10 protein-coding genes and 1 tRNA gene are annotated in these 11,906 nt (G+C 64.7%); 5 read left to right on the top strand and 6 right to left on the bottom strand.

Translation table 11 applies throughout. The annotated features are described in order from the left end of the window. Positions 1 to 83 precede the first annotated feature (83 nt). Positions 84 to 170: transfer RNA gene (locus BJD12_RS20660), tRNA-Leu, on the top strand. Between the two features lie 780 nt (positions 171 to 950). Here the strand turns inward: BJD12_RS20660 and BJD12_RS20655 are convergent. The 5 genes from BJD12_RS20655 to BJD12_RS20635 all read right to left on the bottom strand — a co-directional run bounded on the left by BJD12_RS20655 (position 951) and on the right by BJD12_RS20635 (position 6,424). After that, positions 951 to 1,412, bottom strand: a complete 462-nt coding sequence (locus BJD12_RS20655; protein ID WP_228861546.1) for a hypothetical protein — start codon at positions 1,410 to 1,412, stop codon at positions 951 to 953. 269 nt (positions 1,413 to 1,681) lie between these two features. After that, complete coding sequence (locus BJD12_RS20650) at positions 1,682 to 3,262, bottom strand: DHA2 family efflux MFS transporter permease subunit (RefSeq protein WP_039422672.1); 1,581 nt, start codon at positions 3,260 to 3,262, stop codon at positions 1,682 to 1,684. A 6-nt stretch (positions 3,263 to 3,268) separates the two neighbouring features. Next, positions 3,269 to 4,462 (bottom strand): HlyD/EmrA/EmrK family protein, encoded by a 1,194-nt coding sequence (locus BJD12_RS20645; RefSeq protein WP_005988289.1) that lies wholly within the window; start codon positions 4,460 to 4,462, stop codon positions 3,269 to 3,271. A gap of 10 nt (positions 4,463 to 4,472) precedes the next feature. Beyond that, positions 4,473 to 5,987 carry an efflux transporter outer membrane subunit gene (locus tag BJD12_RS20640; protein WP_042827600.1) on the bottom strand — a complete coding sequence of 505 codons (1,515 nt, stop codon included), beginning with the start codon at positions 5,985 to 5,987 and terminating at the stop codon, positions 4,473 to 4,475. Then, on the bottom strand, positions 5,984 to 6,424 hold the full coding sequence (locus tag BJD12_RS20635; protein WP_005988284.1) for a MarR family winged helix-turn-helix transcriptional regulator: 441 nt from the start codon (positions 6,422 to 6,424) through the stop codon (positions 5,984 to 5,986). The genes BJD12_RS20640 and BJD12_RS20635 overlap by 4 nt, the downstream gene beginning before the upstream one ends. Before the next feature lie 122 nt (positions 6,425 to 6,546). Between BJD12_RS20635 and BJD12_RS20630 the strand changes: the two genes are divergently transcribed. The 4 genes from BJD12_RS20630 to BJD12_RS20615 all read left to right on the top strand — a co-directional run bounded on the left by BJD12_RS20630 (position 6,547) and on the right by BJD12_RS20615 (position 11,102). Next, the gene (locus tag BJD12_RS20630; RefSeq protein ID WP_005988282.1) at positions 6,547 to 7,398 is read left to right on the top strand and encodes an AraC family transcriptional regulator; all 852 of its coding nucleotides are present in this window, start codon (positions 6,547 to 6,549) and stop codon (positions 7,396 to 7,398) included. Positions 7,399 to 7,458: 60 nt separating this feature from the next. Continuing rightward, positions 7,459 to 9,702 (top strand): DNA topoisomerase IV subunit A, encoded by a 2,244-nt coding sequence (gene parC, locus BJD12_RS20625; RefSeq protein ID WP_005988280.1) that lies wholly within the window; start codon positions 7,459 to 7,461, stop codon positions 9,700 to 9,702. Between the two features lie 249 nt (positions 9,703 to 9,951). After that, the gene (locus BJD12_RS20620) at positions 9,952 to 10,191 is read left to right on the top strand and encodes a hypothetical protein (protein ID WP_005988278.1); all 240 of its coding nucleotides are present in this window, start codon (positions 9,952 to 9,954) and stop codon (positions 10,189 to 10,191) included. Positions 10,192 to 10,445: 254 nt separating this feature from the next. Next, positions 10,446 to 11,102: a thiopurine S-methyltransferase gene (locus tag BJD12_RS20615; protein WP_005988276.1), complete on the top strand. Its 657-nt coding sequence runs from the start codon at positions 10,446 to 10,448 to the stop codon at positions 11,100 to 11,102. A gap of 232 nt (positions 11,103 to 11,334) precedes the next feature. Here the strand turns inward: BJD12_RS20615 and bfr are convergent, their stop codons facing one another. Further along, a complete protein-coding gene (gene bfr / locus BJD12_RS20610) occupies positions 11,335 to 11,820 on the bottom strand; it encodes a bacterioferritin (protein ID WP_074059611.1) in 486 nt (161 codons plus the stop codon). Positions 11,821 to 11,906 lie beyond the last annotated feature (86 nt).

Raw genomic sequence — 11,906 nt, 5'->3', positions numbered from 1 at the left:
GCGCAGTACCAGCCACCACGAAGAATTTGTCCGAGATGCGTTGACAGCTTCGCGCGCAACTTGCACAATTCGCACCCTGAGTCGCCCAGGTGGCGGAATTGGTAGACGCACTAGCTTCAGGTGCTAGCGGGGGCAACTTCGTGGAGGTTCGAGTCCTCTCCTGGGCACCACGACTCACGGTAGATCGTAAAAAACCTCGCTTCGGCGGGGTTTTTTGCGTTTGGGTATTTGCGCTCGCGCACTACTTTGCGACGGAGCCGTGGCCTGTTGCGGGCGGTCTCCGGCAGCGGTTCCAGCGATTGGTTGCTGCATCATCGTATGGGCCCACTGAGCGTCGGCGAAGCTCACGCCGAGCAGCACCCACAGCAGCAGTGATCCATCGCGATGCGTTGCCACTCAACACCACATCGGGGCGCGCCTCCGCCGCGCTTTACAGACACCCAAGCGCCTTATCGCACTAGGCGCTAACCTCAACACTGTCCACGTTATGCAGCGAGGCGCGCAGGCTAAGCGCCTTGCAGCCCTGTCGCAACGCCATCGAGGCCACGCAGTGCAGCTGCTCGATGCATTGCCGGATAAAGATCCCAACACCGTCGCCGCGCCCGCTCGCACACGTATCTTTGATTGAAAGACATCGCTAGCGTTGAGACGGTTGCGTTGCCGCACCCCATGGAAATAAAGACAACATCGATGGCACGGCATGGCCGGTGACGCATCGCCAGCGTATCGGAACGGCCGGCAAATGCAGCAAGCATCCGTCGGGCGCGCCGCGCCGAGAAGCAAGTTGCACGCACGATTGCGAATGCCCACCGCACGCGCCCAGCGACTGCGCCGTCTGGCCATGAGCGCTAGCCCCTGTCTGCAGATGACGGTTTGCAAGGGACAGCTACCTATCGAACCAAGTGCAGCTAGCAGGCCCGATCACGCGGACCTGCATGCACGTGCTGCACTTACTTACCGGCAGCCGTCTGCGCTTGATAGTCCGTCAAATAGTGCTCGGGATTGATCTGCTCGGAGGCGCCGCTGTCGTACCCGACCCGCGCCGGCTTCGGTGCGCCTGGCAAATACAACTCGCCGCTACCGTCGTTGAGAATCAACAGTACGTAGGGTTGCCCTTTCAGCTGGACCGTATAACGCGTGTCCTTCTGCGTGGCACTGGTCGTCGCCAACAGGATCTTGTCGTCGATCTCGCTATCGGCCCCGATGACCTGCACCAATGCCTGATTCTTCTCGCGCGGACCGTAGCGCAAGGTCGACACCTTGGCTCCATCGCTCGAACTATAGACCTTGGCCTGCTTGGCGACTTCTGGACGCGCAGCCGCTGCATTTGCCAGCGAGACGCTGCCGAAGCAAAGATATGGGAAGAGCAAGGCGGTCGCGGTCACACGACGCACGGTGGAATAAAAACGCATCAGGGCTTCCTTGTGATGTGCATAGAACATGAGCGATGCAGCTCGACCTGACAAGTGGCTCAACCAGCAACCCGTGGACGGTCAGCATCGCTGCGGCGCATCCTACCCTACGCGCCCTTGCATCGGCCAAGGCATGCGTTATCGGCTGTGTGCCGCTGCAGCTTCTCCAAGCAACACCGCAATCCCAATAGGTTCCAGCATTCGCTTGCCTGCTAGCACACAAAGAGAACCCTGCTCCTGGCGGGGCTTTCTCGTTTGGGTGAAGACGCTCAATGCCCCCCAGCTGCCGCTGCACCACCGGCACCTGCGCCGAACGGCGGCTTGGCCAGCCACAGGAAAAAGATGATCGCCAGGAAGGTCCAGCCGAGCAGGTAGAAGATGTCGTTGAAGCCCATCTGCGAGGCCTGGTGGTTGATCATGTTGTTGAGCGAAGCCGCGCCGCGTTGCAGATCGCCCTGCCCCATCGCGGTGACCTGTTCCTGCATGCCGGGCGTGTACACCGAGATGTGTTCGGTGATGTGCGCGTGGTGCACCTGCGTGCGACGCGCCCACAGATACGTAGTCAACGACGCGGCGAAGCTGCCGCCCAGGGTACGCAGGAAGGTGGCCAGGCCGGAGCCTGCCGCGATCTCGCGCCCATCCAGGTCCGAGAGCAAAATTTGCAGCACCGGCATGAAAAACAACGCCACGCCGACGCCCATCACCAACTGCACGGTCGCCACGTGGCTGAAGTCCACCTGCAGATTGAAGTTGGAGCGCAGGAAGCTGGTGAACGACAGGAAGATAAAGGCGACGGTGGCCAGCATGCGCAGATCGAACCGCAATGCATACTTGCCAACGAACGGCGTCATCAATACCGGCAGGATACCGATCGGTGCAGTGGCCAGGCCCGCCCAGATCGCGGTATAGCCCATGTCGCGTTGCAGCCACTGCGGGATCAACAGGCTCACGCTGAAGAACGCCGCATACGCCACCACCATGGCCAATGTGCCGGCGCGGAAGTTGCGATGCCGGAACAGTTTGAGATCGACGATGGGGTCCTTGTCGGTGAGTTCCCAGATAACGAACACCACCAGCGCCACGGCGGCGACGCAGGCCAGCACCACGATCTTGTCGGAGGAGAACCAGTCCTCGTCGTTGCCCAGATCCAGCACCAGCTGCAACGCGCCCACGCCGACCACCAGCAGGATCAGACCGATGTAATCCATGCGTGGTTTTTCGAGCTGTTCGGGACGATGCCGCAGCTGCGAGCCCACGATGCTGCTGGCGATGATGCCCAGCGGCACGTTGATCAGGAAGATCCATTCCCAGCTGTAGTTGTCGGTGATCCAGCCGCCCAGGATCGGCCCGGCAATCGGCGCGACCACGGTGATCATCGCCAGCAATGCGAGTGCCTGCCCGCGTTTTTCGCGGGGGTAGATCGACACCAGCAAGCTCTGGGTGATGGGATACATCGGCCCGGCGACAAACCCCTGCAGCGCGCGTGCGACCACCAGCATGCCCATGCTCTGGGCAAGTCCGCACAGCAGCGAGGCGATGGTGAAGGCCAGCGTGGACCACACGAACAACTTGGTCTCGCCGAAGCGCCGGCTCAGCCAACCTGTCAGCGGCAACGCGATCGCCGTGCTCACCGCGAACGAGGTGATGACCCAGGTGGCCTGCTGCGAACTGGCGCCGAGGTTACCGGCGATGGTCGGCAGCGAGACGTTGGCGATGGTGGTATCCAGCACCTGCATGAACGAGGCCATGGCCAGGCCCATGGTGCACAGCGCCACGCTCGCCGGGCGAAAGCCGGCGGCGGGCGCAGGTGCCGAAGGGCCGCCCGGCGCGGTGGGAGCTTGCGAAGACATGCTGGCTTAGCCCGCCTTGCTGGCAGCCTGCGATGGCAGGTTGTCCTGGATGATGCGATGGATGTCGGCATCGGCAGCCTGCAACTGCTGCGCATACACCTCGGTGGAGAACACCGAACCGGTCGCCAGCTTGGTCGGCAGCACGCTGCCCTGCTGGTCATGCAGATTGACGTCGACCTTCATCGACAAACCAATGCGCAGCGGATTGTCGGCCAGTTGCTTGCTGTCCACCGCAATGCGCACCGGCACGCGCTGCACGATCTTGATCCAGTTGCCGCTGGCGTTTTGCGCCGGCAATAGCGAAAACGCGCTGCCGGTGCCCAGCCCCAGGCTCTCGATGCGACCGGTGTAGTTCACGCCACCGCCGTACAGATCCGAATGCAGCTCCACTTCCTGGCCCAGGCGCATGTGCTTGAGCTGGGTTTCCTTGAAGTTGGCTTCCACCCACACCTGCTCCAGCGGCACCACAGCCATCAGCACGCTGCCCGGCTGCACGCGCTGGCCGACCTGCGCCGAACGCCGCGCCACATAGCCGGACACTGGCGCCACCACACCGGTGCGCGCATGGTTGAGATAAGCCTGACGCACCTGCGCGGCGGCGGTCTGCACATCCGGCTGGCTGGCCAGGTCGCTGTCGTCCACCAACGCACGATTCCGCTCGAAGCTCTCACGCGAGCCGCTCACCGCGGCTTCGGCGGCCGCCAGTTCTTCGCGGGCATGCGCCAGTTCTTCGTTGGAAATGGCACCGCTGGCGGCCAGATTCTTGCGGCGGGCAAAGTCGGCACGGGCGCTGCGCAGCGTCACTTCGCGCGCGGACACTTCAGCCTGCGCACCTTCCACGCTGCGGTACAGACCGCGCACCTGGCGCACGGTCTTGGCCAGATTGGCTTCGGCCTGCTGCAACGCTACCGCGGTATCGGCCGGGTCCAGCTGCACCAGCAACTGGCCGCGCTCCACGCGCATGCCGTCTTCGGCACCGATGCTCACCACGGTGCCGCCGACCATCGGCGTGATCTGCACCTGGTTGCCCTGCACGTATGCGTCGTCGGTGTCCTCGTACCAGCGGCCGACCAGGACGTACCAGGTCAGGATACCGATGATCGCCAGGATCACCACAATGGCCACGATGCGCAGCGCCGCACGGCGCTTGCTGGGTGCGGCCGGCGCGGGTTGGGAAGAAGTTGGAGTCGTCTGGCTCATCGTCGATGTCTCAGGAATTCGGTTGTGCGGAAGTGGGCGCGGTGTGTGCGGTGTCGCGTGCGGGCTCCGGCGTGAATCCGCCGCCCAACGCACGCTGCAACCTCACCGAGGCCAAAAGTTGTTGCGACTGCAGCCCAGCCATGCGCTGGCGTGCGACGAGCAACTGCTCCTGCACGCTGAGCACTTCCAGATAGCCGCCGATGCCGGCGCGGTAGCGCTGCTCGGCCAGATCGAATGCAGCAGTGGCGGTCTGCACGGCATCGTCCTGCGCACGTGCGCGCTGCTCCAGCGAACGCACGGCATTGACCTGGTCGGCCACTTCGCGCAGTGCTGCGATCACTTTCTGGTTGTAGTCGGCCACCGCAAGGTCGTACTGCGCATCGCTGCCGGCCAGATTGGCGCGCAGCTTGCCGCCGTCGAAGATCGGCAGGCTCAATGCCGGGGCGACCAAGCCGAAGACCGACGCGCTTTCCAGCAACTGGCCCATATCGCGGTTCACCACGCCCCCCAGGGCGGTGATGTTGAAGCTGGGATAGAAACGGGTTTTGGCCGTGGTGATGTCCTTGTCGGCCGCCTCCACGCGCCAGCGCGCAGCCACCACGTCCGGGCGACGGCCAAGCAGATCGGCCGGCAGGTTACTCGGCAGCTGCGCGGCGATGGTCGCGCCCAGCACCGGGCGTGCGATGTCCAGCCCGCGGTCCGGGCCCTGGCCGAGCAACGCCGCCAGCGCATTGCGTGCCTCATCGATCTGTTGCTGCGCCGATTGCACCTGCTGCTGCGCGGCCGGCACCCGGGCCTGCGCCTGACGCAGCTGCAGGTCGCTGTCGATGCCGGCACTGCGACGCTGCTGGGTCAGCTCCACGGTCTTGCGCGAGCGCACCAGTTCCTCGTCGGCTACATCGTGTAGACGCCAGGCGTAGTCGAGCTGCGCATAGGCTTCGGCGATCGCCGCAGACAGGTTCAGGCGCGCGGCCTGCGCATCCACTTCGGCTGCGTGCGCGGTGTCCACCGCCGCTTCCCAGGCGGCGCGCTTGCCGCCCCACAAGTCCACGCCATAGCGGAAATCCACCACCAGCTGACCATTGCCGCCGAAGCGTCCGCCACGTTCCTCGCCAGCCACCGATTCCGGCAACTGCACGCCTGCGTAGCCGCCTGAAACCGACAGGCTGGGGCCGCGATCGGCCTGCGCGGTACCGATGCGCGCCTGCGCCTGGCGCAGACGTGCGTCGGCCGCGTCAAGGCTGGGGCTGTGCTGCAGGCCTTCGCCGATCAGCGCATTCAATTGCGCATCGCCCAAGGCGCGCCACCAATCGCTGGCCGGCCAGGCCGCCGGGCTCAGTCCGGCCTGTGCGAGGGTGCGCTCGGCGTGCAGCTGGTTGGCGTCGAGCACCGTGCCTTGCGGCGACAGGCCGCGGCTGCTGGCGCAGGCGGCGAGCGCCAGCGTCAGGGCGGCGACAACAAGTGGCCGCGCCAGGCGCATCGGGCGCGGGCGCAGCGTCTGGAGAGAGGAACTAGCAGCGTTCATGAGTTGAGTGCATCGCGGACACGGATAAGAAGGGAGGTGAGTTGCTCGCGCTCAGGGGCATCCAGGTCGCGCAGGCCATGCTCGATCGCACGTTCCCCGCGCAGGCGCAGCCGTTCCCAAAGCGCCACGCCCTGCTCGGTCATGACGATCTGCAGCGCGCGCCGGTCCTGGGCATGCGGCTCGCGCCGCACCGCGCCCAGTGCTTCGAGCTTGTCGAGCAGGCGGGTCACCGCGCTCGGGGTCTGGTCCAGCGCCTGCGCCAGTTCGTTGGCCGTGCAGGGCGACCGCACGGCCAGGATCTTCAGACCGACGTAGTGGCTGAACCCGAAGTCGGGCAGCTCGCCCTTCATCTCGGCATCGAGCTGGCGCATCAGCGCGTCGCGCACCTGGCGCAACAACAATCCGAACGACGGCGGCGCGGTGGACGATGAATTCATGCCGCACATTTTCTTCCGAAAAATATATTTGTCAACGCAAATATCTCAACCGGGATTAAACCGCCCGCAAGGATCGCCACCATACGCGCCGCCCTGGCTGGCCCGGTAATACAATCAGGCCAATGACTATCGAAAACCCGCCAACGACGGTGGACGCGCTACCGCCCGGTGTGCGCGGCAGCTTCGAATGGGCCGACGGCCCGCTGCTGATCGCCTTCCTGGCAGACCTGCGCGCGGTGTGGGCGCCGGAAACCGCCTGGCACGCGCATGTGCGCGGGCAGCTGATGTTTGTCGAGCAAGGCGTGCTGACCGTGCATACCGAACAGGGCACGCTGTCGCTGCCGCCGGGCTGCGCCGGCTGGATGCCGCCCGGCCAGCAGCACACCGTTGAGCTGGCCGGCCCGATGCGCGGCTGGGGCGTGGTAGTGCGGCCGGACGCCTGCGCCGCCCTACCCGCGCAAGGTGGGGTGATCCGGCTGACCGGGCTGGCCCGCGAAGCGATCATGCGCGCCGCCGGCTGGCCACTCGACCAGCCGCTGGACACCGCCCAGCAACGACTGGCCGCGGTGCTGCTGGACGAGCTCTGCCAGGTCCAGATCGACCACCTGCACTTGCCGATGCCGGTCGATCGTCGCCTGCTGCGTATCGCCCGCCAGCTGCTCGAGACCCCTGCCGATCCGCGCTCGCTGGAAGACTGGGCAGACTGGGGTGGACTATCGCCGCGCAGCCTGAGCCGGCATTTTCGCGACGAGACCGGTTTGAGTTTTGCGCAATGGCGGCAGCAGGCACGGCTGGCCGAGGGCCTGCGCCGGCTCAGCCAGGGCAGCGCGGTGGCTGCTGTCGCCGACCAGCTCGGCTATAGCAGCCCCAGTGCCTTCGTCAGTGTGTTTCACCGCCATTTCGGCGCCCCGCCCACCCGTTATCTGGCGGCCGGCCACGCACGCGGCTTGGCATCCCCCGCCGCATCCGGATAATCGGCGCTCTTCGAGTCCGCGCGCTGGTGCGGGTTCTTCTTTCGCAGGACCTGGCTTTACATGACCGATCTGACCCGCCCCACCTTCCACGGCTTCGAGCAGCTGCCGCTGCGCGAGTACGCCGAACGCGCCTATCTCGACTATTCGATGTACGTGGTGCTCGACCGCGCCCTGCCGTTCCTGGGCGATGGCCTGAAACCGGTGCAGCGCCGCATCATCTTCGCGATGAGCGAGCTCGGCCTGAACGCCGCCGCCAAGCCGAAGAAATCCGCGCGCACCGTGGGAGATGTCATCGGCAAGTACCATCCGCACGGCGACAGCGCCTGCTACGAAGCGCTGGTGCTGATGGCGCAGCCGTTCTCGTACCGCTATCCGCTGATCGAAGGCCAGGGCAACTTCGGCTCCACCGACGACCCCAAGTCGTTTGCGGCGATGCGCTACACCGAATCCAAGCTGACCCCGATCGCCGAAGTGCTGCTGGGCGAAATCAGCCAGGGCACCACCGACTGGGCGGCCAACTTCGACGGCACCCTGGAAGAACCCACCTGGTTGCCGGCGCGCCTGCCGCACCTGTTGCTCAACGGCACCACCGGCATCGCGGTCGGCATGGCGACCGACGTGCCGCCGCACAACCTCAACGAGATCGTCAGCGCGCTGCTGCGCCTGCTCGACAACCCCGATGCCACGGTCGCCGAGCTGTGCGAGCACGTGCTGGGCCCGGACTACCCGACCACCGCGGAAATCATCACCCCGGCCGCCGACCTGCGCAACATCTACGAGACCGGCCATGGCAGCGTGCGCGCACGTGCCACCTATAAAAAAGAACACGCCAACATCGTCATCGACGCGTTGCCGTACCAGGTGTCGCCGTCCAAGGTGATCGAGCAGATCGCCCAGCAGATGCGCGCCAAGAAGCTGCCTTGGCTGGAAGACATCCGCGACGAGTCCGACCACACCAGCCCGGTGCGAGTGGTGCTGGTGCCGCGCTCCAATCGCGTGGATGCCGAGCAGTTGATGGGCCACCTGTTCGTCACCACCGACCTGGAACGCAGCTACCGCGTCAACCTCAACGTGATCGGCCTGGACGGCCGGCCGCAGGTCAAGAACCTGCGCCAGCTGTTGAGCGAATGGCTGACCTTCCGCAGCGACACCGTCACCCGCCGCCTCAACCATCGCCTGCAGAAGGTCGAGCGTCGCCTGCACCTGCTGGAAGGCCTGTTGATCGCCTTCCTCAATCTGGACGAAGTGATCCGCATCGTCCGCAGCGAAGACGAACCCAAGCCGGTATTGATCTCCCGTTTCGCGCTCAGCGAGGAACAGGCCGAATACATTCTGGAAACCAAGCTGCGTCAGTTGGCGCGCCTGGAAGAAATGAAGATCCGTGGCGAGCAGGAAGCGCTGGCCAAGGAACGCGCGCAGATCATGGCGATCCTGGAAAGCAAGACCAAGCTGAAGAAGCTGATCAAGGATGAGCTCACCGCCGACGCCAAGAAGTTCGGCGATGCGCGTCGCTCGCCGCTGGTGCAGCGTGGCGCCGCGCAGGCCATCGACGAGACCGAGATGGTCGCCAGCGAACCGATGACCGTGGTGTTGTCGGAAAAGGGTTGGGTGCGCGCGGCCAAGGGCCACGAGGTCGATCCGGCCGGCATGTCGTATCGCGACGGCGACAGCCTGCTGGCTGCGGTGCGTAGCCGTAGCACGCATCAGGTGGCGTTCCTGGATTCGGAGGGCCGCGCCTACTCCACCGCCGTGCACACCCTGCCCTCGGCGCGCGGCAACGGCGAACCCTTGACCGGACGCTTCTCGCCCGGCTCGGGTGCGTCGTTCCAGGTCATGGCCAGCGCCGACAACGCGACCCGCTTCGTGCTGGCGTCCTCGCACGGCTATGGCTTCGTGACCCGCTTCGAAAATCTCACCGGCCGCAACAAGGCCGGCAAGGCCATGCTCAACCTGACCGCCGGCTCGCACGTGTTGAGTCCCGCGCAGGTAAGCAACCCGCAGACCGACCGCATCGTCGCGGTCACCAGCGCCGGCAACCTGCTGGCGGTGCCGGCCACCGATGTGCCCGAGCTGGACAAGGGCAAAGGCAACAAGATCATCGAGATCCCCAAGGCCAAGCTCGGCACCGAACGCGTGGTGGCGGTGGTCGCGGTGGCACCGGGCAACACGCTGCTGGTGCGCAGCGGCGCGCGCACCATGAGCCTGTCGTTCAAGGATCTGGACACGTATGTGGGCGCACGTGCGAGCCGTGGATCGTTGTTGCCGCGCGGGTGGCAGAAGGTGGACGGCCTGGAAGTGCAGTGACGGTGATTCACTCGTCTGGCGCGCAGCGGCGCGACTGACATTGCTATCGCCTCAGGCTGCTGAGGCGCGGCAGAAGGTGGACGGCCTGGAAGTGCAGTAATGGCCTGTCATCCGATCGGCGCGCGGCGACGCGACCGGCCTTGTCGCCACCGCGTTTCACCGAAGCGCGGCGGAAGCTAGGAGGACGGGATCTTCCATCGCGATCAATCACCAACGCACCGCGTTGCGGTGTATTGGCTGGGAGGTTCAATGCTGTACGCGGGTCGTCAAGAATCAAAAGCCGGTGATCTCATCGAGATCGACGGGCAATACCGGGGGAAGGTCGTCGCCTGCATGGACACGGCCGATGATCTTCCGGGCCATGAGAGCTGGAGCTATCTTGGCCACGGCATCATGGTCGACACGGATTTTGGTGGCCTGGTTCATTACGATCAGGTCTCTGCCGATGCAGAGGGACTGCTGCTCATCGCACGTCTGCCAGGCAGTTGAATCGCCCAGTCACGTCCGTCAATGGCGCGGCTTGAGTCCAGCAATTGCTGTAGCGTCTGGGCTAAAGCACCGGCCATGGTTTAGTGGGCCCTCCTCCTTGCATGCAACCGCGCAGCTGGCGATTTGATTGATGCGCTTGGCTGCGAAACGAACTCCATCACCCGCAACGCTGAGCCACCCTGCCACGCTGCGCACATGGCGCGATTTTTTCGTAAGCGCGATGCCGCACCGCGTTGCACCAACACGACGAGACCATGGACACAGACTTCTGGCTACAACGCTGGCAGGACGGACAGACCGGCTTTCATCAGGACGAGGTGATGCCCCTGCTGCAGAAGCATTGGCCTGCACTGCAGCTGCCAAGCGCCGCACGCGTGTTGGTGCCGCTCTGCGGTAAGACGCTGGATATGCATTGGCTGGCTGCCCAAGGCCATCGTGTCCTGGGCGTGGAACTCTCGCCGCTGGCGGTGACGCAGTTTTTCGATGACGCCAACCTGCAACCGCAGCGCCACACCAGCCGTGCTGGGGAACATTTCGTCGCCGGCCCGATCGAGATCATCTGCGGCGATGCCTTCGCGCTGGACGCGCAGGTGTTGGCCGAGTGCAAGGCGGTCTACGACCGCGCCGCGCTGGTGGCCCTGCCGGCGGACCTGCGCCGGCGGTATCTGGAAACCACCTATGCGCGCTTGCCTGCAACGTGTCGTGGGCTGCTGATCACACTGGAGTATCCGCAAGCCGAAAAGGCCGGCCCGCCTTTTGCGGTGGATGCTGCGCAAGTGCAGGCGCTGTTTCAGGCGCAATGGCAGGTGCAGCAGTTGGAACAGCGCGACATCCTGGATCAGGAACCACGCTTCCGGGCCGAGGGCGTCACCGCGCTATCGACCGTGGTGTATCGCCTGCAACGTCGCTGACTGTGTCGAGACCCGTTCTGTCATGTCAGCCTGGCGCCAGGAAAACGCAATGAAAAACGCCGGCATCGAGCCGGCGATCTGCAGCGGTTGAGCCATGGCGTAACCACGACGCTCGGCACTTCGAGGTAAGCCAATGCAATCCGCGGGTGCGGGCCTCAAGGCACACATCTCATGGCGGCCTCAGCCACCAGCGTGCAGTCTTGCACCGCACGCCAGTCCAGCAATCCTGCACTCAACCGGCGACGTGGCCCTTGTCGATCTTCGAGGTCTGGTACAGCTCCAGGCCGATCCGCTTGATCAAGCCGAGCTGCTGCTCCAGCCACCAGGCATGGTCTTCTTCGGTGTCCTGCAGTTGCTTGAGCAGCATGTCGCGGCTGACGTAATCGCCGTGCTCTTCGCACAGCTTCATGCCGGCAGCGAGCGCCGCGCGTACTTCGTATTCCACTACCAGATCGCGCTCCAGCATCTCGACCACCGTCTTGCCTGGTGCAAACTCGGCCGGACGCATATCCGGGTCGCCTTCCAGGAACAGGATGCGCCGCAGCAACGCATCGGCATGCTCGGTTTCTTCCTGCATCTCGTGGTTGATGCGCTCGTACAGCGCCATCAGGCCCTGATCCTCGTAACGGCGCGAATGCAGGAAGTACTGATCGCGTGCCGCCAGTTCGCCGCGTAGCAGCTGCTTGAGGTAATCGACGACTTCGGGATGGCCTTTCATGGTGTGCTCCAGCGACGCAATGCGCGCATGGTGCACTAAGCCGGCGGGCAATGATCTAATCGGAATCACTTTCAGTTGCGCTTGCG

This window comes from Xanthomonas vesicatoria ATCC 35937 (genome assembly GCF_001908725.1).
GTDB lineage: Bacteria > Pseudomonadota > Gammaproteobacteria > Xanthomonadales > Xanthomonadaceae > Xanthomonas > Xanthomonas vesicatoria.
The sequence above is the reverse complement of the archived record's forward strand: the minus strand, read 5'-3'. Positions and strand labels throughout refer to the sequence as shown.